This window comes from Flavobacterium sp. AK-345, from assembly GCF_058310175.1.
Genome location: NZ_JBZEER010000002.1, coordinates 241119 through 263296 on the forward strand (window position 1 = coordinate 241119; position 22178 = coordinate 263296).

At 31.7% G+C, this 22178-nt stretch carries 26 protein-coding genes; 23 read left to right on the forward strand and 3 right to left on the reverse strand.

Translation table 11 applies throughout. The features are described 5' to 3' along the window. Positions 1-33 precede the first annotated feature (33 nt). From AC4FQ3_RS05355 to AC4FQ3_RS05405, 11 genes are all read left to right on the forward strand, one after another. Complete coding sequence (locus AC4FQ3_RS05355) at positions 34-507, forward strand: Dps family protein (RefSeq protein WP_042566322.1); 474 nt, start codon at positions 34-36, stop codon at positions 505-507. A 105-nt stretch (positions 508-612) separates the two neighbouring features. Next, on the forward strand, positions 613-798 hold the full coding sequence (locus AC4FQ3_RS05360) for a CsbD family protein (RefSeq protein WP_042566323.1): 186 nt from the start codon (positions 613-615) through the stop codon (positions 796-798). A gap of 159 nt (positions 799-957) precedes the next feature. Continuing rightward, complete coding sequence (locus AC4FQ3_RS05365; protein WP_042566324.1) at positions 958-1509, forward strand: helix-turn-helix domain-containing protein; 552 nt, start codon at positions 958-960, stop codon at positions 1507-1509. A gap of 29 nt (positions 1510-1538) precedes the next feature. After that, positions 1539-1988 carry a response regulator gene (locus AC4FQ3_RS05370; RefSeq protein ID WP_042566325.1) on the forward strand — a complete coding sequence of 150 codons (450 nt, stop codon included), beginning with the start codon at positions 1539-1541 and terminating at the stop codon, positions 1986-1988. Positions 1989-1997: 9 nt separating this feature from the next. Beyond that, on the forward strand, positions 1998-3782 hold the full coding sequence (locus tag AC4FQ3_RS05375; RefSeq protein ID WP_491181142.1) for a sensor histidine kinase: 1785 nt from the start codon (positions 1998-2000) through the stop codon (positions 3780-3782). Between the two features lie 143 nt (positions 3783-3925). After that, positions 3926-4483, forward strand: coding sequence for a DUF4142 domain-containing protein (locus AC4FQ3_RS05380; protein WP_491181388.1), 558 nt, complete (start codon positions 3926-3928; stop codon positions 4481-4483). A gap of 40 nt (positions 4484-4523) precedes the next feature. Further along, the gene (locus AC4FQ3_RS05385; RefSeq protein ID WP_491181143.1) at positions 4524-5171 is read left to right on the forward strand and encodes a porin family protein; all 648 of its coding nucleotides are present in this window, start codon (positions 4524-4526) and stop codon (positions 5169-5171) included. Positions 5172-5211: 40 nt separating this feature from the next. Beyond that, a complete protein-coding gene (locus AC4FQ3_RS05390; protein WP_007811479.1) occupies positions 5212-5364 on the forward strand; it encodes a lmo0937 family membrane protein in 153 nt (50 codons plus the stop codon). A 50-nt stretch (positions 5365-5414) separates the two neighbouring features. Next, complete coding sequence (locus AC4FQ3_RS05395) at positions 5415-5699, forward strand: YtxH domain-containing protein (protein ID WP_042566329.1); 285 nt, start codon at positions 5415-5417, stop codon at positions 5697-5699. A 36-nt stretch (positions 5700-5735) separates the two neighbouring features. After that, a complete protein-coding gene (locus AC4FQ3_RS05400; RefSeq protein ID WP_073393229.1) occupies positions 5736-6125 on the forward strand; it encodes a phage holin family protein in 390 nt (129 codons plus the stop codon). 5 nt (positions 6126-6130) lie between these two features. Next, positions 6131-6523 (forward strand): hypothetical protein, encoded by a 393-nt coding sequence (locus AC4FQ3_RS05405; protein ID WP_042566331.1) that lies wholly within the window; start codon positions 6131-6133, stop codon positions 6521-6523. A 366-nt stretch (positions 6524-6889) separates the two neighbouring features. On the opposite strand, the gene prfA is transcribed toward AC4FQ3_RS05405, so the two are convergent. Beyond that, complete coding sequence (gene prfA, locus AC4FQ3_RS05410; RefSeq protein WP_042566333.1) at positions 6890-7966, reverse strand: peptide chain release factor 1; 1077 nt, start codon at positions 7964-7966, stop codon at positions 6890-6892. Positions 7967-8518: 552 nt separating this feature from the next. Here prfA and AC4FQ3_RS05415 point away from each other — a divergent pair. The 4 genes from AC4FQ3_RS05415 (at position 8519) to AC4FQ3_RS05430 (ending at position 12700) form a co-directional block, all read left to right on the forward strand. After that, the gene (locus AC4FQ3_RS05415; protein WP_491181144.1) at positions 8519-10441 is read left to right on the forward strand and encodes an AAA family ATPase; all 1923 of its coding nucleotides are present in this window, start codon (positions 8519-8521) and stop codon (positions 10439-10441) included. 149 nt (positions 10442-10590) lie between these two features. Beyond that, the gene (locus tag AC4FQ3_RS05420) at positions 10591-11055 is read left to right on the forward strand and encodes a DUF4365 domain-containing protein (RefSeq protein ID WP_491181145.1); all 465 of its coding nucleotides are present in this window, start codon (positions 10591-10593) and stop codon (positions 11053-11055) included. After that, positions 11055-11486, forward strand: coding sequence for a hypothetical protein (locus AC4FQ3_RS05425; RefSeq protein WP_491181146.1), 432 nt, complete (start codon positions 11055-11057; stop codon positions 11484-11486). Before AC4FQ3_RS05420 ends, AC4FQ3_RS05425 begins: the two co-directional genes overlap by 1 nt. 107 nt (positions 11487-11593) lie before the next feature. Then, entirely contained in the window at positions 11594-12700 is a 1107-nt protein-coding gene (locus tag AC4FQ3_RS05430; RefSeq protein ID WP_491181147.1) for a PIN-like domain-containing protein, read from the forward strand. A 293-nt stretch (positions 12701-12993) separates the two neighbouring features. On the opposite strand, the gene AC4FQ3_RS05435 is transcribed toward AC4FQ3_RS05430, so the two are convergent. Further along, entirely contained in the window at positions 12994-13344 is a 351-nt protein-coding gene (locus AC4FQ3_RS05435) for a hypothetical protein (protein ID WP_491181148.1), read from the reverse strand. 166 nt (positions 13345-13510) lie between these two features. Here AC4FQ3_RS05435 and AC4FQ3_RS05440 point away from each other — a divergent pair, with 166 nt between their 5' ends. Next, positions 13511-14308: a PhzF family phenazine biosynthesis protein gene (locus tag AC4FQ3_RS05440; RefSeq protein ID WP_491181149.1), complete on the forward strand. Its 798-nt coding sequence runs from the start codon at positions 13511-13513 to the stop codon at positions 14306-14308. A gap of 37 nt (positions 14309-14345) precedes the next feature. Here the strand turns inward: AC4FQ3_RS05440 and AC4FQ3_RS05445 are convergent, their stop codons facing one another. Beyond that, the gene (locus AC4FQ3_RS05445) at positions 14346-15134 is read right to left on the reverse strand and encodes a DUF5995 family protein (RefSeq protein ID WP_491181150.1); all 789 of its coding nucleotides are present in this window, start codon (positions 15132-15134) and stop codon (positions 14346-14348) included. A 228-nt stretch (positions 15135-15362) separates the two neighbouring features. Between AC4FQ3_RS05445 and AC4FQ3_RS05450 the strand changes: the two genes are divergently transcribed. The 7 genes from AC4FQ3_RS05450 to AC4FQ3_RS05480 all read left to right on the forward strand — a co-directional run bounded on the left by AC4FQ3_RS05450 (position 15363) and on the right by AC4FQ3_RS05480 (position 21887). Next, a complete protein-coding gene (locus AC4FQ3_RS05450) occupies positions 15363-15995 on the forward strand; it encodes a HEAT repeat domain-containing protein (protein WP_491181151.1) in 633 nt (210 codons plus the stop codon). 46 nt (positions 15996-16041) lie between these two features. Next, on the forward strand, positions 16042-16413 hold the full coding sequence (locus AC4FQ3_RS05455) for a VOC family protein (RefSeq protein WP_491181152.1): 372 nt from the start codon (positions 16042-16044) through the stop codon (positions 16411-16413). A gap of 95 nt (positions 16414-16508) precedes the next feature. After that, on the forward strand, positions 16509-16994 hold the full coding sequence (locus tag AC4FQ3_RS05460) for a DUF6934 family protein (RefSeq protein WP_491181153.1): 486 nt from the start codon (positions 16509-16511) through the stop codon (positions 16992-16994). After that, positions 16978-17139 carry a hypothetical protein gene (locus tag AC4FQ3_RS05465; RefSeq protein WP_491181154.1) on the forward strand — a complete coding sequence of 54 codons (162 nt, stop codon included), beginning with the start codon at positions 16978-16980 and terminating at the stop codon, positions 17137-17139. The genes AC4FQ3_RS05460 and AC4FQ3_RS05465 overlap by 17 nt, the downstream gene beginning before the upstream one ends. A gap of 172 nt (positions 17140-17311) precedes the next feature. Further along, positions 17312-18064, forward strand: coding sequence for a helix-turn-helix domain-containing protein (locus AC4FQ3_RS05470; RefSeq protein ID WP_491181155.1), 753 nt, complete (start codon positions 17312-17314; stop codon positions 18062-18064). Positions 18065-18125: 61 nt separating this feature from the next. Continuing rightward, the gene (locus AC4FQ3_RS05475; RefSeq protein ID WP_491181156.1) at positions 18126-19283 is read left to right on the forward strand and encodes an FAD-dependent oxidoreductase; all 1158 of its coding nucleotides are present in this window, start codon (positions 18126-18128) and stop codon (positions 19281-19283) included. Between the two features lie 288 nt (positions 19284-19571). Beyond that, on the forward strand, positions 19572-21887 hold the full coding sequence (locus tag AC4FQ3_RS05480; RefSeq protein WP_491181157.1) for a type IA DNA topoisomerase: 2316 nt from the start codon (positions 19572-19574) through the stop codon (positions 21885-21887). Positions 21888-22178 lie beyond the last annotated feature (291 nt).

The following is a 22178-nucleotide window of genomic DNA, read 5'->3' on the forward strand; positions in this document are numbered from 1 at the left end:
TTAATTTTGGCCTAAACCTAAAATAAAAGGATTATGAGCCCAAATATTGGAATTACGCCAAAAAGTTTAAAGAAAAGTACAAGTATATTAGCCACGATTTTATCTAACGAAATGACCTTATATGTAAAAACCAGAAAATTTCACTGGAATATTTCAGGAAACAGTTTTATGGAATTGCATAAATTATTTGAGGACCAATACCGCGTTTTAGAAAACAACATTGATGAGGTTGCAGAACGCATTAGTCAACTTGGAGAAAAGACTATTGGAACGATGAAGGAATTTATTGAAAACTCTACCTTAAAAGAATCTCCTAAAGAATACGCTTCGCAAAAAAACATGCTGGAAGAACTTTTAGAAAACCACGAACAATTGGTTACTGAATTTAGAGACTATATTCCGGTTTTTGAGAATGACAATAATGATATAGGATCTGCTGATTTTATTACAGGTTTATTACAACAACACGAAAAAATGGCGTGGATTTTACGTCGTTATCAGGTTTAAAGCTTAAAAATGTGAATTATGCAACAATCCTAAAAATGGATATAACACATCGCTCCGGATTAATTTGCAATTTTACAATACTATAAATTACTAAATAAAACTATCATGAATACTACAGAGATAAAAGGAAACTGGAATGAGTTAAAAGGGAAATTAAAACAAAAATACGCCGATCTGACAGATGATGATTTGATGTATGCAGAAGGTAAAGAAGACGAAATGTACGGAAAACTTCAGCAAAAATTAGGTAAAACTAAAGAAGAATTTCATCAAATGTTATCGGATTTGTAATCCTTTTTGACCCAATCAAGATACCGTCTAATTTTTTAAACTTAGACGGTATTTTTTTGATTAGCTCAGTGAACGAATTGACAAATAAATTTCACTTAAATCTGTAAACTCAATAAAAAGTCCAAAAAAATTAACTATCTTTAACCCTATTTCGATCCTATGAAACTATTTATAAAGTTTGACATCAACACAATTTGTTCTCTATTTTTAAAGCAAAAATTAGAAGAACAAAACATGAATTTTACCACATTAGGTTTTGGCGAAATTGAACTAGATGAAAATCTGAGTGTTGAAGCGCTGGAAACTTTAAAAAATGATTTAAGCCCATTTGGTTTTGAAGTTGTTGAAAACCAAAAGAGTGTTTTAGTTCAAAAAATTAAAGATGCTATTATTGAGCTTGTTTACATGGATGACAATAATAATTTTAAAAGTTCTGTATTTTTGGCAGAGAAATTAAATCATAGTTACGGTTATTTATCTAATGTATTTTCGGAAGTAACTTATTCTTCTATCGAAAATTTTATTATTTTGCAAAAGATAGAAAGAGCCAAACAATTGATGCTAGTCAATGAAATGAGTTTAACCGAAATTGCTTTTTTACTTAATTATTCGAGTGTTGCTCATTTAAGTACCCAGTTTAAAAACACAACAGGAATAACTCCTTCGGCTTTTCAGAGAATTATTAAAAAAAGAAGAGAGAATTTAAAATAAAATACACAACCAATAAACCCACTAATTCGATGCAAAAAAACGCATTACACATTTTACTCGCTGATGACGATGAAGACGACCGCCTTTTCTTTAAAGATGCCTTTGAAGAAGTAAGAGTGCAAACCAAAGTAACCTTTGTTCATGATGGTCTTCAATTAATGGAACATTTAATGCAACCGGATGTAAAATTGCCTGATATTTTATTTCTGGATTTGAACATGCCTAAAAAAACAGGAAAAGAATGTTTGATCGAAATTAAAAAAACCGAACATCTTAAAAATATAATTATTGCCATTTATTCTACCTCATCGTCTGAAGAGGACATAGAAGATACTTTTATTGAAGGAGCCAATATTTATATCAAAAAGCCAAGTGATTTTAACACTTTAAAGAAAATTATTAATGAAGTCGTGACGTTAAATTGGCACTATCACACGTCTGGTTTAAATCGTGATAATTTCCTGTTGCGCCTAAAATAATAATGCTTAATGAAATGGATACCCAAGTTTAATTCTTCAAACTCATTGAGAGTTATTTTTGTAATCGCAGTTTTCATTCTGTTATTTCTTTCCTCAATTGCTTACAAACACAACCAGGATTTAAACGAATCCAGTAAACTTGTAATGCATACTTATGAAATAAACATTCAATTAGAGCGGTTAATGTCGGCGATAAAGGATGCCGAAACGGGACAGCGTGGCTATATAATAACACGTAACGGTCGTTTTTTAACTCCTTATATTTATTCTCGCGACAAGGTAAATACTTCATTTATTACATTAAAAAAACTTACAGCCGATAATCCGAAGCAGCAAAAAAACCTTCAGAAATTATTCGGGCTCATTACACAGCGTTTTACCTCATTCGAAAACTGTTTTAAATACAGCAATCCTCAAACATATGATAAAAGAAAACTCGACAATCATATGTTTGGCGGACGAATTTTAATGGATAACATTCGTTTTCAGGTTGATGAAATGAATGATATCGAAAAAAGATACCAGCAAAAAAGATTAAAAATATACGATCAGGAAATTTCTTTAAGTCCTGTTTTCTCTATTTCACTATTTTTAACCGCATTAATCTTTATTATTCTTTCTTATAGACAAATCAGCAAAGACATTAAACGATTAAAAATATTCAACAAAAAACTTTTGATTTCTTCCCGATTAATGGCCGAGTCTGAGGTTATTGGTAAATTCAGCACCTGGCAATGGGATCTTGATCTTAATAAAATCGATTATTCAGATAATCAATATCGTTTATTAGGTTTTAAACCAAATGCTTTTGTTCCTGAAAAAGATACTTTTTTAAATTTTGTACACCCGGATGATAAAGAGGCTGTGGCAAAATCTATGGAAGGAATTGTCAATAAAAAACAATTACCTTTTATTTACTATAAGATTACGCTTCCAAATAATGAAATAAGATATTTTAAATCGACAGGAAAATTATTGACCGATCAGCAAGGAAGCCAGATTTTGCTCGGAATCAATTTTGATATTACCGACGAGCATTTATTAAACATAGAACTTCAGGAACGTAATAGAGAACTGGAAAAAAGCAATCAGGAACTTGCGTCTTTTAATCATGTGGCAAGTCATGATTTACAGGAACCTCTTCGAAAAATTCAAACCTTTATTTCAAGGGTTTCTGATGCAGATAAAGCTGTTTTATCAGATAGCGCCAAAGATTATATTAGTAAGATTGAAGTTTCGGCAAAAAGAATGCGTGTTTTAATAGACGATTTACTTTTATTCTCGAGAACGAATACTACTAAAAAGGAATTCATAAAATCGAATTTGAACGAATTACTCGAAAATGCCAAATCTGAATTAACAGAAATCATTGACGAGAAAAAAGCAACCATTACAGTTTCAAAACTACCGAAGCTTGATGTTATTCCGTATCAAATCGAACAGCTTTTTATCAACCTGATTGGAAATTCCTTAAAATACAGTAAGCCTGATATTCGACCGGAAATTAATATTGTGACCGAAAAAGTTTCATCAAAAGATTATCCTGATTTATTAGAACAAAATAGTAAGAAATTCTATAAGATAACTTTTTCTGATAACGGAATGGGATTTGATTCTCAGTTTAAAGAAACCATTTTTATTTTATTTCAGCGTTTGCATTCTAAAACAGATTATCCGGGAACAGGAATTGGTTTAGCGATTTGCAAAAAAATTGTTGAGAACCATAAAGGTCATATTACTGCAGACAGTACCTTAGGAAAAGGCTCTGTATTTACTGTGTTTCTACCAGAATAAAACTTCCAAAAAACTACATAAAAAACGTTATATAAATCCATTATGGGAATTATATAACGTTTCTTTTTTATGCTGTAAAGCAAAACGCTTCATTCGTTAGCATCTTTGTAATGTAATACTTTAACAAGTAATTAATGAAAGCAATGCCCATATTGAGAGCAACATTTTTAAAAATATTCTTTTTAATAATTATCCTTTGCAACACGTCTTGCAATAAAAATAATCTAATAGAAAGTAACTTTAAAAACGAAGCTTTTAATACAAATGACAGAGAGCAAATGGAAGCTTATTTTTTTATTGCGACGGCAAATTTAAGTAAAGCTATTATTTCTAAAAGTCAGATTGCAGAACAAAAAACTTCAAAAAGTGTTATAAAGCAATTAAGCAGGAAAATTGAAAATCACCAAAATAATTTGTTAAGGGATATAGCAAAAATAGCTAATAAAAGGCTGGTGATTGTTACCGAAATAAACAACTCCAGTAAACTGGAATTATATAAGTTAACTGATACAAATGCTGCCAGCTTTGATAGAGTTTATCTGGATTCATTGTTAGAATCATTAAACGAACAAATTGAAGCATTAGAATCAGTTTCTAAAGAAACAAATGACGAAGTGATTTTGAAATTAGTATTGCATTATTTGCCAGAAATGTATCAGCTTTTAAGAGAAACTGAACAAATTAAACAACAAATTAATTAAATGCCTTTAGAGCAATCATTAACCTAAATTAATCACAATTATGAAAATGCAATCAAATTTATTATGCGCCTTAGTCCTATTTATGACCGCTTCTTTTGGAGTACTACACGCTCAGGACGAAAATGTTACAACCGAGTTTGGTGTAAAAGGAGGTTTTAATATGTCTAATTTTTTATCAGACGATGATGAAGCAACTGACGAAAACATCCTGTACGGTTTTAATGCCGGTGTTTATGCAACATTACCAATATCAGATTTTGTCGCTATTCAACCAGAGGTTTTATTTACCACAAGAGGTTCTAAGTTAGAATATAACAGTGATGTTGCAAGTGGAGACGCAAAATTCAAATTAAACTATATCGAAGTTCCTTTATTAGTTAGAGTTAATATCACTAAAAACTTTAACCTTCAGGCGGGTGGATATGCATCTTATTTAGTAAGTTCTAAACTTACCGGAAACGGAGCTGCTGAATTTAACGAAGATATAGACACAGATGACTTAAACAAATTCGATGCTGGTATCGTAGCAGGTGTTGGAGTTGATTTTAGCCCAATAAGTATTGGTGTTCGTTACAACTATGGTTTAACAACTATTGGTAAAGAAAGAACGGTTTTAGGACAAACTTATACATTCCCGGATGCAAAAAACAGTAATTTATCTGTTTACTTATCATACAAATTAAATTAAAAAACAAATCAATTAATTATTAACCATAAATAATAAGACCATGTCAAATTTATTATACACAATCGCAGTGATTCTGGTTATTCTTTGGGCCCTTGGGTTCTTTGTTTACAGCGCCGGAAGTATTATTCACATTTTATTAGTAATTGCCATTATTGCAATTCTTTTCAGACTTATTAAAGGTCGAGAAATTTAAAAAACAAAAACAATTAATTAAATATACATTAATCCATTAAATCAAATATTATGAAAACTAGTAGCACAATTTTAGGAATTTTAGGAGCCGCAGCGGCGGGAGCATTTTTAGGAGTTTTATTTGCACCGGATAAAGGTTCAGAAACAAGAAAAAAAATAAAAGATAAATCAAAAGATTACGGAGATAACCTAAAAGGTAAATTTGACGGAATTGTAAGCACTATTACTTCAAACGGTAAAGATATTATCGAAGAAGGAAAAGCAAAATTCAATTCTGTAAAAGAAGACTTCAACACTGTTAAAGATGAAGCTAAAGCTGTGAAAACGAACTATTAAAAAAGTGAATTTTTTAAATCATAAAATACCTTTATCATGGAAACAAATGCAACAACAAGAGACGACGAAAACATTTTTGAAAAAGCTGAAAATTATACCAGAACAAGTATTGAATTAGTCAAACTTAAAACGGTATCTGCATCAGCAGATGTTCTTTCAACATTAACATCTAAAATTGCCGTTGGTGCTGTTGTTGCATTTTTTACCTTGTTTCTTAATATTGGGATAAGTTTATGGATTGGAAAACAACTTGGAGAATATTCTTACGGCTTTTTTATATTGGCGTTATTTTACCTGATTGTTGCCATTGTGTTAAACACATTTCAACATTCGCTAATAAAAACACCGATTGGAAATATGATTATTTCCAGCATTTTAAAAGAAACTAAAACCGATTCGAACGAAAGTGACAAAGCTTTAAATTAACTGTTATGGGAACCATTAAAGAAAACATTTTTACTGTTGACAGATTAGAACAAATGATTCTTGAAACAAAGGCGCAACAAAAACAGGACTGGATCGCTATTAAAGATGAAGTTGCAGAAATTAAGCACAATCTGAAACCGCTAAATCTGATTAGAAATACAGTTGAAGAAATCAATGAAGCAGTTGGCGTTAAAAGCCATTTGGCACAATCGGCAATCAGTATCGGAATTGGTTATCTCGCAAAGAGATTAGTAGTAGGAAAATCCGATTCGGCGTTTAAAAGCATATTCGGATCAGTAATACAATTGATTATAACCAATTTAGTTTCAAAACCTCATGAATCTGAATCTTCACATGAAGATAAAGATCCATCACAATACGAACCATCACAAGAGTAATTGTACAACCTTAAATTATGTATCATGGAAAAGTTAAATGAAATAATTATCAAAAATGGTGTTTACATGTACTCTAACCTATATAAATGTTTTGAATTTACGAGAGTATTTTTAGGTATCTAACTTGATTATACGTTTTATAAACAAACGGTTAATCAGTTAATATCCTTCACTATATATCTTAAAAGGTTCAAAGATGCAAAGGCTCAGAGGTACAAAGATGCCAAAGATGCTGAGTTATCAGATTTGAATCTTATAAAAAAGGGACTGTTTCACAAGTGAAACAGTCCCTTTTTAAATTTTATTAAATCGTAAGGCAGATCCTAAACCTTTGTACCTTTGTTCCTTTAAACCTCTGTACCTTTTTTAGAAAACCTCCGACGCTTCTTTTAATTTCTCCATATTGTTAACCAACTGTAATTCGGCAACAATTTTTTGGATATCACCGTTCATGATGTTTCCTAAATCGTATAAAGTTAAACCAACTCTGTGATCTGTTACACGACCCTGAGCGTAGTTGTACGTACGAATCTTAGCCGAACGGTCACCAGAACTTACCTGAGATGTACGTTTTGTAGCATCTTCAGCCTCTTTCTTAGCCAATTCCTGTTCGTATAAACGAGAACGTAAAACGTTCAACGCTTTATCTTTGTTTTTATGCTGTGATTTCTGATCCTGGCATTGCGCCACCAATCCGGTTGGAATGTGCGTTAAACGTACCGCAGATTTCGTTGTATTAACTGATTGTCCTCCAGGTCCTGATGAACAGAAGAAATCCACACGAACATCGTTCATATCAATTTGTACATCAAACTCTTCTGCTTCCGGCAAAACCATAACAGTTGCTGCAGATGTATGCACACGACCTTGTGTTTCCGTTTGAGGAACACGCTGTACACGGTGAACACCGGCTTCAAATTTTAAAGTTCCGTAAACGTCTTCGCCCGACACCTCAAAAATAACCTCTTTGAAACCTCCCGAAGTTCCTTCATTCATATCAACAACCGAAGTTCTCCAGCCTTGATTTTCACAATATTTAGTATACATTCTGAATAAATCTCCGGCAAAAATACTTGCTTCATCCCCACCCGTTCCGGCACGAATCTCGACCATTACGTTTTTAGCATCTTCAGGATCTTTAGGAATCAACATAAATTTGATTTCTTCCTCAAGTTCCGGCAATCTTTCTTTTGCTTCGTCTAGTTGCATTTTGGCCATTTCAACCATATCTGCATCACTTCCATCAGCAATAATTTCGTTTGCCTCATCTATATTAGCCATCAAAAGCACATATTCATCACGCTTTTCAGCCAATGCTTTCAGGTTTTTGTACTCTTGATTCAATTGCACATAACGTTTCTGATCAGAAATAACATCCGGCTGGATAATCAAATCCGAAATCTCGTCAAAACGCTGTTTTACTATTTGAAGTCTATCTAACATTTTCTAAATCCTTTTATTGGAGTGCAAATTTACGAAATTTTTGTTGAAAATTCTATTATTGATTTTTTGAGTTTTTTAGGTATAAATTTTAGTGGAATTATGATGGTTTTTAGGATCCCGATAATTATCAGGACTGCCTATTCGATATATCTTTTTTGGAGCTGTTTCCTGCTATCCGCTACAATCTTTTGTGCCGAACACCGGCACAAAAGGATTTCCACTTCTATCAGGGCTAGGGATTTTGTATTTATTAAGGCATTTATGGTTTTCCGTAAAATCATTTGATTAAAGGGATTTACTTTTAGCAAAAACTATTTTAAATAAAATCAGGTATTTTTACTTGGTGATTAGTTTAAATTAAAGGCGATGTTTGTTTTTATAAAATATCAATAATTGAATATGATTTTAAATCATATTCAATTATTGATATTTCGTAGATAATACTTAAATCTGCCTTAAAACTTAAATTATAGAAAGCTTCACATATTATTATAAGTAAATTTTTATCTCAATTCATAAATAGAATAAAAGGAAATCAAAATTTTAAAAACTATGGCTCTAATTAAACTTACACAAGTAACAATTGAAAAATATAAAAGTATCATAAAACAACAAAAAGTTAATATTGATTCTGAAATTACAACAATTGTTGGAATGAATGAATCAGGAAAAACGTCTTTTTTAACTGCTATAGCGAAAACCAATTACTTTACTAAAGATCCAGATTTTGAATTTGATATTACTCAAGATTATCCCAGAAATGAATTAATTGATTTTCAGCACAGCGATGAAGATTCAAATATAATTGAATGCAAATATGAAATTTCACCAGAATTGTTAAAAGAAATTGAAAATGAAGTTGGAAAAGAAGTCTTCATTATTAAAGAATTCACATATACACATGTTTATAAATCTGATAAAAACCTGTTTGGCAATGTGACAGCTAATCTCAAAAAATTTTTAGAATTTAAAGCTAATCAACATTCTTTATCAAAAGAAGCAAAAGACCTAGTAAATGTAGTCAAATCTTTATCTGAAATTGCTAACATTGTTACTACAGAAGCTGATCCAAATCTACAAGTTTTTAAAGACGAAATTATTAAAATTATAAATGGTGGTTTTGGTTGGGAAAATCAATTAGCTTCATATATCGCAAAAAAGTGGTTAAAAACAAAAATGCCTAAATTTTGGTATTTTGATGATTACTATCCATTACCTGGAAAAATTAACATAAATAAACTTATTAATGACCCCCCAACAAATGAAAAGGAAAAAACTTCAGTCGCTCTTTTTGAACTTGCTAGGATAAAACCCGAAGAAATCCTTAATTCTACAGAACAGGAATACGAAAAGTATATCGCAATATTGGAGGCTTCTTCCAATAAAATTACTAGCGAAATCTTTAAGTATTGGTCAACCAATCAAAATCTCGATATTGAATTTAAAATCCAAAATATTACAAATCAACAAGGCAGACCCGAGAAAATTCTCGATATTAGAGTAAAAAGTCAGCGCCATAAAATAACTCTACCTTTAGATAGAAGGAGTAAAGGTTTTAATTGGTTCTTTTCATTTATTATATGGTTTAGCAAAATACAAGTAGATAAGAGTTCTGATTATATTCTATTGTTGGATGAACCCGGTTTAAATTTACACGCTTCTGCACAGGCTGATTTATTAAGATTTTTCAAAGATCTATCAAGGAAATATCAAATAATTTATACCACACATTCACCATTTATGGTAGAAACTGAAAATTTAAATAAGGTCCGAACTTGTTTTGAAACTGAATATGGGACTATAATTTCAGATTCTATTCAGGAAAAAGATCCGAATACACTATTTCCACTTCAAGCAGCATTAGGTTATGACATTGCACAAAATCTTTTTGTCTCTAAAAACAATTTATTGGTTGAAGGTCCTGCAGACTTGATTTATCTAACAATATTATCAACAATTCTTGAGACCGAAAAAAGGAGTTTTCTAAATGAAAACATTACTATTGTTCCTGTCGGGGGCTTAGATAAAGTAACAACTTTTATTTCTTTGCTACGTGGTTCAAAATTAAATGTAGCATGTTTACTAGATACATTTACTGATCAAAAAGGTAAGCAAAAAGTAGATGACTTAATCATGCACAAGATTATTAAGGAAAAACATATTAGATTTTTTAATGAATTTACCAATAATGGTAAACCTGTTGCAGATATAGAAGATATGTTCGAAAAGGATGAATATTTAAACCTTTTTAATTTAGCATTTGATAAAGAATTTCCTGAAATTAAATTAAGTAACTTAGATATTTCGTTAGACACAATTTTAAAACAAATAAATAAGGTTATTAATAAACCACGATTTAATCATTATCGTCCTGCAAATAAGCTAAATCAATTAGCTATTGATAAAACTTTCTTTAAACCTGAAACGCTAAATAGATTTGAAAAAATGTTTGTAGAAATCAATAAACTATTTTAAGTATTAAATAAGAAACTATTAGTTTGCTAATAGTATTTTTAAACTACAATTCATAAGTAACTATCTGAAATTTTGATAGCTCTTCCTTGAAGCCGTTTTACAGTTTATATAGAAATTAACCACAATAAAAATAATCAAAATTATATCTTATGCCGACACAAAATGATATTGGAGATTTGGGTGAAAATCTTTTTAGTGTTATTATCTCTAGGGACTATAATTTTCGATCTAGACATTTAGGTGAAAAATGGCCAACTTCGGATTTTTATGTTGAATTAGTTGGACCAAAAGAACATTTCTTTTTCATAGTTCAGGTAAAATCAACAAATCAAGGTGTTAATAGAAATAATAAATTAAGAATAAGTGCTCCAAAACAAAAACTTCACAAATTGAATGATTATTTTTGTCCAACATATCTTGTTGGTGTTGACGTAAATACTGAAAAGGCTTATATTACGTCAGTAAATACAAAAAGAAGGAAAAGTATTTCTAGTCTTTCAACAAAATTTGAAATAAATACCGCAACACGAACAAAATTATTTAATGATGTAAAAAAGTTCTGGATTGAAACAAAAGTTAATACTTTTAAACCAACGTTTAAACATTCAATATAATGAACAATACTAAAAAATTTAGGGAGTGGCGAGCTGAAGAGATTGCAAAAGTTTTTCTTTTAAAGACAAATTTCAAAATGTCTATAGAAAATTATCCGACACCTTTATTTGACTTCTTTGTTACACTTAAAGATATGACTAAAGTTAAATTTGCCGTTGAAGTTAAAACTACTGCATCCTTCAATTCAAAACTTAACAATCAAATTGAGAAAATAAAAATTTATAGAGATAATGGAATGTTAACGATACCGGTATTAATTTTTAAAATTAATGAAGAAAAGGAAACAGGAGAAATTGATTTTTTAGTTTTGCCATCATTCATAGAGAATAAATTATTAATAAGAAATGAATTTAAATTTATTGAATTGAATAATGAAAATTTTTCTAATAAAATCGCGACAATAATTAAATGGTACAATAGAGATGCTTAGTAAAAATTTCAAATTCGTTTTCAGCAATCTATTACTATTTATACTATTTAAAAAAGTTCATACTTCTAAATTATTCTGATTATCCATACGCTACAAAAATAAAAGACATGAATATATCGACTTCCGAAATAAATTATTACAATCAAAGAAATCAAAATTCTATTACTAAATATACTGAATGTCTAGAGAGATATTCATCTCGATTCGAAGAAGCGATTTCATTAAAGTCTGAACTTCCGATTTTTTTAGATACAAACATTTTAATACGATACTATAATATTTCATTTACTGCACGAGAAAAATTGCTCAATTTTGTAAAATTAAATAAGGAGCGAATATTTTTGACATCCCAAGTACAAATTGAATTTATCAGAAATAGAGAAGATAATATCCAAAATTTTTTTGAAAAAGTCACAAGTAAAATTCCCAGAGATTTTAAAACCGATGTACTTAATAAAATGAAAAGCTTTTTGGATACACACAAAGTTATTCTTAAAGATTATCCATTCGTTGAAGAAGGGATTGAAAAACATCAAAAAGAACTTGAAGAATTATTTAAAAAACTTAATCAAACTGCAGATGAAAAAAGAAAAGATCGCACTAACATCATTGTTAAGGATGAATTTTTAGAATTACTAAATTTATGTAATACAAATGAAAGCCTTTTGGATAGTGAACTTGAAATTATAAAAAAAGACTTCGAATCATTAAAGAAGACAATTTCAAACGAAAAACCTGAATCTATTTTCAACAAAGCCAATGCTATATTTCCAGGTTTTGGCGATATAAAAGAAAAGCCTGATGATCCATATGGTGATTACATAATTTTTCATGAAATGATGAAATTTATGGTATCAAATAAAACTGATGTAATATTTTTGACATTAGATAATACAAAAGGAGATTGGATGAGCAAAGCACATGTTCCTTATTTACATTATGTGCAAAATGCATATTATAATACAAATCAAATACTTTATATCGTTGATGCAGAAAGAACACTCGAAGAAATTCTTAATGTAAATATCCAATCATTAGTTGAAATTGAAAATGAAGACTCACAAACTTGCGATATCACAATCAACTCTTTAATAGAGTTAACTCACAGAAATCCAATATTTAAAAATATTGAGCATACTCCTTTACCGAGTATTATAGTTCCAGAATTAATTCAAGCAGGGTATAATTCAATTTCAGAAATTGAAAAGATTTAAATAGAGGGCAGATCGCAATCAAAGAATTTATAAATAAAAAAGGTACATTATATGATGTTGGTGTTTTGAGAGTGACATTAAGGATTGTTAATCCAAAATATAATTTTTATGCAAATCATAAAAATGAATTTCAACCATTACCAGGTCTAGATCAATATGAACAATTTAGATATTTACTATTAGATTAATCCAAGATTGCGTGGATTTGCAATCCTTACTTGAAGCGATAAGACACAATATTAATATTTCAAAACAAAAAAACTAATATTGTGAGTAAGGATTACAAATCCTTACTATCGATTAGGATAAATATTTGATTCCAAATAAATCTTATGCAAATCATCCAAAACTTCCATTTCGTCTTCTGGTAAAAGTTGTAAAGCAATTTCAAGCAAAGTCATTACATTATTATCCGCTTCATTAAATGAAAAACACGCCTGACTTCTAGCATCATCATTAAGCAAAATAATACTTGCTTTTAATAGTGTAGAAACCATTAAATTTAATTCGTTATAACCAGATACTTTTAGGTTTACGTTAAACGAATTGTCACTATTATTCTCTGATTTTAGCTTTTTGAATTTATTTAATCTTTTCATCGATTCTAGAAATTCTGTGACTTGTTCTTTATGTTGTGTTTCCATGATGTTCTATTTTTTTTCGAAACAAAACTACAAGTAACAGATTACTTTTTAGTGATTGTATACAATCGGTTGTATGCAACTGAAAAAGTTATGTTAGAAGTAAAAACTAGGTAAATTCATTTAACATTCCTACTTTTAATCTCTCTAAACATACAAAATCAAACAAATGAAAACATATTTTGTAGACTCGTTTACAAACGAAAAATTTAAAGGAAATCCGGCTGCAGTCTGTTTACCAAACACAGAATTAGATAGTAAAACGATGCAAAGCATTGCAACAGAAATTGGATTTTCTGAAACAGCTTTTATAAAGCAAATCTCAGATAACATTTACAGCATCCGTTTTTTTTCGCCAAAAACTGAAATTCCGTTATGCGGACATGCAACATTGGCTTCTTCAAAAATTGTTTTTGATACTACTGCATTTGAAAATATAAAGTTTATTAACCGTGATAATGTTGAGCTGCTTATTGAGAAAATAGGAAATAAAATCAAAATGCAATTTCCTGTTTATGACACCGAAGAAACAGAAGTGCCTCAGGAAATGATAGACGCACTTGGAATTTCTGAAATTGTAAATAAAAGATACAGTCCGAAAAATAATATTATTCTACTTGAAATTAAAAGTGCAACCGAACTGACAAATTTAAAACCTGATTTTACAGCTTTGGTAAATTCATATACCGGAATAAATGGTGTTTTGGTAACCGCTGTTTCCGACACCGAAACTTTTGATTTTCACTACAGATATTTCTGGCCATGGTCTGGCACAAATGAAGATCCTGTAACAGGCGGTGTTCAAACTTTTTTGACGAAATATTGGGTACAAAAACTAAACAAAACAAAATTGAATGCCTATCAGTCTTCATCAAGAACAGGAACAATGAGTACAGAACTTGTTGACGATAAAGTTTTCATTTTAGGAGAAGCTGTAAAGGTTTTAGAAGGGGAATTTGTTTTGTAATTTTCTCATCCTGGCGTTAGGGAATTGAATATTGAAATCAAGCAACAGCAGCACATTCAATACCCTTTTCCTCTGCTATCTGCATATCAATTATTTTTTGGGCAACAGTTCCTTTTTCAAATAAACGGATGAATTTAAAAACGGCACTAACAAAATATCCGGGGTTCGAAACTAATCGGGCGACTTCTGTTATTCTTTGATCTCTTAGCTTTAAACAGGCTTCTCTTTGGTTTTCGGGTATCGCCACAAATTCATTGGCAAATTTCCAGGCACCGTTTCTGGCGGTTTCCATGCTAAAATCAATAAAGAAATTGTCTATTTTGCCTGTCCATTTTAGTATCATCGTGAGCGTTGGCCAAATTTTGATTAAGCATTTTTCTACACCTCCAACCAAATTGCTTAAAATGGCGTTTATTTGGTCAAAATCATGTTTTAAGTCCTCAATATCTTCTACTGTACTTACCTGAGCCGAGGCTATTCCTAAATCAAGGTTCACATGCGCATTAATTCCGAGTAGTAAATGCTGGAGCACTATTGGCCAAAAATCTTCTGCCTGCTCAAAGGCAAATCCCCAGCATTCTGATGGTTTTTCTTTGGCTATATATTGGTAATACGCTTTCAAATACCGATTGGCAAAAATGACATCCAGTTTTTCCATTCGCTCCCCATTTTGAAAAGAACCGTTCAGGATACCTTCTTTTACTTGTATCGTAACTTCACGATATAGCATCGTAAACAAACCTATAGCGCTCTGATCTAGTTTTGCTTTCTCTATTATTTCATCCAATAACTGAATTACTTCGTCTATAGTAGTGGCTTGTTTCATACTCATTTATAATTAGTTACAATTAAATTAAGAAGAACGAATATAATTATTTTAATTTTCTAAAATACACTTTTTGAAGCAATTATCTTGTTATTTTTCTATTTTATTTATTTCTGAATTGGCACATTTTTTTTGTGTTGTTAAAAACTATAAATTTGGTAAAAGCCTTCTGATTTATTTAAATCCGTAGTTGCTGTGAAATATTTTCAAGTATAAAGTTACAATACAATGGATAACTACCTCATAAACCTAATTGACAGAATGTTGGATACAAGCGACCAAAATAAGGAAGCTGGTTATGATAGTTCCAAAACAATTTCCTGGAAAGCTTTAAGAGAAGCCGAAAATGTTGAAAACACAGCATACATTCCGCAACTAATTGCATTTATTGGCAATGAAAAAGACAAAAAGAAACGAGACAGGTCTTATTTTCTTCTTGGTCATATTGCAAAAAATACAAGTGATTTAAAAGCACTGGATTACTTAATTTACCGCATTCAAAAGGAAACAGACAAATATATAATTGCATCTCTGCTTGACAGAATTGCAGCTATTAAAAAACCAATTGGAACAGATTTGCAACCATTAATTCAGGCAACAAAAAGTGACAAATGGTTAATTCGGCATAGTGCCATACAATCCTTAAAAAACGCATTGGATAGCGCCGCAGAAACAGCATTAATTGAAATTCTTAATGATTCTGATGATCCATACGACTTAGTTTATACAAATGCTACGATTAATACAATAGGAACACTAAGAGCTATACCTTTTTTAGAAAAACATTTAAAAAGCAGGAAAAGAGATGTAAAGGATTCTGCAAAATACGCCATTGAGGAAATAAAAAAGAGATACGAATGATCGTGTTTTCATGATTGTTACTAATTTTATAGTAAAAGAAAAAAATATGGAAACAAGATTTGAAGCCGGAATCAATATCGCCATTAAAATTCCGAAGCAAAAATATAACGAAACTGTAGCTTTCTACCGTGACATTTTAAAACTGGAAGTAAAAGAAGTGCCAATAGATAATCCAACAGTTTCAAGAACACATTCGGTTCAATTTGGAAATAATGTAATTTGGCTGGATTGCGTAGATAATTATACTCATTCTGAAACCTGGCTACAATTAACAGTTCCTGATGTCGAGGAAGCAACAACTTATTTAAAACAAAATGGAGTTGAAACTTGCGACGAAATAGAAGAAATTCCTAAAAACATGCATTGGATTATGGATCCCGCCGGTACAGTTTTTAACTTGCAGAAAAAGGGTGAGTAAGACAAGTTGTAATTCTTTTATAATACCTACATTTAATTCGGCAAAAAGTAATCTAATTCTTTCAAAAAAATGTATTTTCGCAATAAATTTTATGAATGAATACTCCAAATTATGACTTGCGCACCAACACAGAATTTACACTTTTTGAATTTAAAAGTAATGGACCAAATGGAGAAATCGTTAAAGGTATTGCTTACAGTGTTACAAAAGATGAAACACTATATAATTTAGGTTTTGGAGATTTAGTTTTTGATCCAATAAAAAATGGATTTATTATTGATGATTTAGCTATAAGTGATAATGGTGATAGAAATGCTATTTTGGCTACAGTTGCTAAATCTGCTTATCTCTACACAGAAATGTACCCTGATAGAAGTGTATTTTTTAAAGGAAGTACAAAAGTCAGAACAAGATTATATAGGAGAGCGATTTCACTTAACGTGAAAGAGTTATCAGAAACATTTCATATCTTTGGTGTAGTCGAGGATGAAAACGGAGCAATCCATAATATCCCTTTTGACTCAAATGGTGATTTTTACGGATTTATTATTAAAAGAAAATTAAATGAAAACATTAATTAAAAATACCGTTGTAGAAAATAAACAAGCTAAAATAAATAGTACGGTAAAAGTTGATCCAAAATTAGATGAAATAAAAAACATAAAATTTACATCTACTAAGCTTGAAGAAATAAATAAACACGAGTTCAAATTGAATTTTAAATAATTTTTTTAGCAATAAAAAACAATGAACGTTATAATATAATTAGACCGTTACAGGAATTTTCTTTTCTTGTAACGGTTTTTCTTATCAATCCTTTCCTTCTAATGCAAAGACACAGTCTATAAAACTTAAAAAAACTTAGTGCCCTAGCGCCTTCGTGGCAAATCCCTCCTATATGAATAACTTTTACTACAAAGCCTTAGAACCAGACCAATCTCTCACTGACTTTGTAGAAAATATTGGAATGTTTCATAACCAATCAGACAAAGACATGGAAGTGGTTTTAATGCCGGACGGAAGAATTGATTTGTTTTTTATGAAGTCTGAATCAGAGCCTTTTCAGGTTGCGCTTATTGGTCTAGAAACTGTGCCTGAGCAACAAGTTATTCGGGCAAATACACTGGCATATAAAATTAGTTTTAAACCGCTTGGCGCCGAATATCTTTTACAGACTTCGATTGCCGATATTTTAAATAACGCCAAACTTTTACCTCAAAACTTTTGGGAAGTGAACGACGATGACTTGAAAAACTTTGATGCATTTCATGAAAAAATAACCCAAAAAATCAGCGAAATTTTACCTAAAGAAATCGACGAAAGAAAACGTAAACTTTTCAAATTGGTTTACGAATCAAACGGTGAAATTAAAGTACAGCAACTTTCAGAAGAAATATCCTGGAGCAGCCGCGAAATCAATCGGTATTTCAACAAACAATTCGGACTTTCGTTAAATGCTTTCTGCAAAATCCTGCGTTTCAAAGCATCATTAGAACATATTGCAAAAGGCAGACTTTTTCCGGAATTAAACTTCACAGATCAAAACCATTTTATCAAAGAAATCAAGAAATTCTCCGGCGTAGTTCCCAGCGAATTACTAAAAAATACGAATGACCGATTTATACTATTATCCGTCCTGAAAGCGCAATAATTTTGTCCCGAACAATGGCTGAAAAGCCAAACGGGAATAAAATAATTTAAACTTCTAAGGAATGTTACTAGAAAATAAACAAGTTGCCATCATCGGCGGCGGTCCGGGCGGACTTACTTTAGCCCGACTTTTACAATTGCAAAATGTAAATGTAAAAGTATACGAAAGAGATTTAAACAAACATGCACGCGTTCAGGGTTCGCCTCTCGATTTGCACGACGGATCAGGTTTGGCAGCGATTCACAAAGCGGATTTGTTTGAGGAATTCAAAAGCAATTTTCTGCCGGGTGCCGATAAAACCTTAATCTTAAATGAAAAAGCTGAAGTATTTTACAGCGATCACGAAACGAATGTTCATGAAAATTTTAGCAACGAATATTTTCGTCCAGAAATCGATCGCGGTGCATTACGAAAAATATTGTTAGATTCTTTACAACCTGAAACAGTGGTTTGGAACAGCCATTTTGTTTCGATGGAAGCTCAAAACGAAGGATGGTTATTGCATTTTAAAGATGGGAATTCGGTTTACGCAGATATTGTCATTGCTTCTGATGGCGCCAATTCAAAAATCCGACCTTATATTACCGATATTAAAGCTTTTTATACAGGCATTTTAATGCTCGAAGGCAATATTTATGAGTCGGCAAAAAATGCACCCAATATCGCTTCGTTAATCGATGGCGGAAAAATAATGGCTTTTGGAGACACACAAAATATTTTACTCGGACAAAAAGGCGGCGGCGATCTTGGTTTTTATGTCAGTTTTAAAGCCAATGAAAACTGGACTAAAACAAACGGTCTCGATTATGCTGACAAAACACAAATGCTGGAATGGTTTAAAACCGAATATCCAGAATGGAGCAGTATTTGGTATGAATTATTCGAAAATGTTTCAGCACCATTTATTCCACGTCCAATTTACTGTATGCCTCTGGATCAAACCTGGGAAGCTTTGCCTAATTTAACCATGATTGGAGATGCTGCGCACATAATGCCTCCTTTCGCCGGTGAAGGCGCAAATATGGCCATGCTTGATGCTTTGGAATTAAGCGAATGCCTTACATCTGAAAAATATAAAACCGTTCAGGAAGCTATTTCCGATTATGAAAACATCATGCGTAAAAGAGCTTCAGAAGCCGCGCAGGAATCTATTGAAAATGGAGAAAAAATGCACTCGAAAGAAGCATTGAAAACGATGTTGGAGTTTTTTAGTCACTAAGATTCTGAGGTTCTAAGATGCTAAGTTTTTGTTTCACGCAGATTACACAGATCTAAGCAGATTTTTTTAATTAAAATAATTTGTAAAAATCTGCTTAGATCTGCATAAATCTTTTTAGATCTGCGTGAAATAATTTGCAGCAAAAACTTTGCGCCTTCGCGACTTTGCGAGATTAAAACAAAGCAAGCTTAAAAAAACTTCGTGTCCTTGCGCCTTAGCGGCAAAACCACAAAAAATTTCAATACCAATTTCTAAATCCTTAATTTCGCCTTTAAATCAAAAGTAGAAATGAAGGTCTGTATTGCCGAGAAACCAAGTGTAGCACGTGAAATTGCATCCGTTTTGGGTGCCAATAACAAACATGACGGATATTACGAAGGCAACGGTTATGCTGTAACCTATACTTTTGGGCATTTATGTACTTTAAAAGAACCTAACGATTATAAACCGCATTGGAAAAGCTGGGATTTGAATAACCTGCCCATGCTTCCTGAAAAATTTGAAACCAAAGTGGTGGAAAATTCAGGAATTCAAAAGCAATTTAAAATTGTAAAAAGTTTATTCGACAAAGCTGATGTCGTTATAAACTGCGGGGATGCCGGGCAAGAAGGAGAACTGATTCAGCGTTGGGTAATGAACGAAGCCAATTATAAAGGCGAAGTGCAGCGTTTGTGGATTTCCTCTTTAACAACCGAAGCCATAAAAGAAGGTTTTGAGAATTTAAAACCGTCTGCTAATTACGATAATTTATTCTATGCCGGGTTTTCGAGAGCCATTGGCGACTGGTTATTGGGGATGAATGCTACGCGTTTGTATACCGTAAAACATGGCGGATACAAACAAGTTTTGTCTATTGGACGAGTGCAAACGCCAACATTGGCAATGGTTGTAGATCGTTTTAAAGAAATCGAAAATTTTAAACCACAACCTTATTGGGAATTACAGACTTTATACAGAGAAACGCTTTTTAGTTATGAAGAAGGTCGTTTTCTAAATAAAGAAGACGGAGAAATTCTGGCCAATAAAGTCAAAGAAAGTGAATTCGAAATTGTTTCTGTCGAAAAAAAGAACGGAAACGAATATGCGCCTAAACTGTTTGATTTAACAGGTTTACAGGTTTATTGCAATACAAAATTTGGATTTTCGGCAGATGAAACACTTAAAATTGCACAAAGTTTATATGAACAAAAAGTAGTAACGTATCCCAGAGTTGATACTACTTTTTTACCAAACGACATTTATCCAAAAGTACCTGGAATTCTGCAGAAATTATCTAATTATAGCACATTAACCCAGCCACTTTTAGGAAAAAAAATAAAAAAATCACCAAAGGTTTTCAACGATAAAAAAGTTACAGATCACCACGCGATTATTCCAACCGGAATAGAAATCAATTTACCGTATAATCAGCAACAGGTTTATGATATTATTGTAAAACGCTTTATTGCTGTTTTTTACGATGATTGTTTGGTTGCTAATACAACAGTTGTTGGAAAAGCTGCCGATGTGATGTTTAAAACCACGGGGAAAGAAATCTTAAAGAAAGGTTTTCGCATCGTTTTTGAAGACCCGAATGCAAAAGAAAAAGAAGCAGATATTTTACCCAGTTTTGTTGTGGGAGAAAAAGGTCCGCATGAACCTTCGTTTTTAGAAAAGGAAACCAAACCGCCTAATCAGTTTACAGAAGCAACTTTATTACGTGCAATGGAAACCGCCGGTAAACAAGTCGATGATGAAGATTTGCGCGAATTGATGAAAGAGAACGGAATTGGTCGTCCGTCAACGCGGGCAAATATTATTGAAACCCTTTTTAAACGTCAATATATTGTTCGAAATAAAAAACAGGTTTTGCCAACGCCAACGGGAATTCAGCTTATCGAGACGATTCAGAATGAATTAATCAAATCGGCAGAGCTGACTGGTTCCTGGGAAAAGCAATTGAAAGATATCGAAAAAGGGACTTTTACTGCCGGAGCTTTTATCAAAAATATGAAGCGAATGGTCGAAGCTTTGGTTACTGAGGTTCGAAGTGAAACCCGACACGCCAATATTTCGCATGCCGGAAATATTCAGAAAGAAGCCGTAAAAGTCGAAAAAAAGAAAGCGGATGGAATTTTGGCGGAAGCCTGTCCTAAATGTAAAAAAGGAAATCTGATTAAGGGAAAATCGGCTTACGGATGCAGCGAATATAAGGCTGGTTGTGATTTTGTCCTGCCTTATGTTTTTTCAGATAAAAAAATAACAGAAAGTCAATATTTAAGATTGCTTCAAAAAGGCTCAACAGTAAACATAAAAGGTTTTAAAACCCAAGATGGTGCCGTAGAAGGTTTGATTCGTTTTGAAGAAAATTACAAACTTAAATTAGAGCCTAAAAAAACAGCATCAAAAGCGAAAGCAAAAGTAAATTCAAATACAGCATCTGATTCATTAACGTGTCCGAAATGCAAAAAAGGAACGATTATGAAAGGTAAAACCGCTTACGGATGTGGCGATTATAAATTAGGCTGTGATTTTAAAGTGACTTTTGATGTAGTTAGAGAAAAACTAAAAGATCAAAAACCAACGAAAGAATTGGTTTATTCGATTTTACAGCAAAGCAGTTAATTTTTTTACCACAGATTAAAGATTTTTTTCACGCAGATTCTGCAGATTTAGGCAGATTAATTTTGATTTAATTTTATATGAATCTGCGAATATCTGCTTAAATCTTTTTAAATCTTTTTAAATCTTTTTAAATCTGCGTGAAATAAAATCATTTTAATCGTTTATCCCGATAGCTATCGGGAGTGGCAAATTTTTCACATTTCGCATTAAATATTCTCAATAATTAATTCATAAAAATTTGCGAAATTCGTGGCTAACTTTTTAATAACTTAGCTTTTCTATTTAACACCA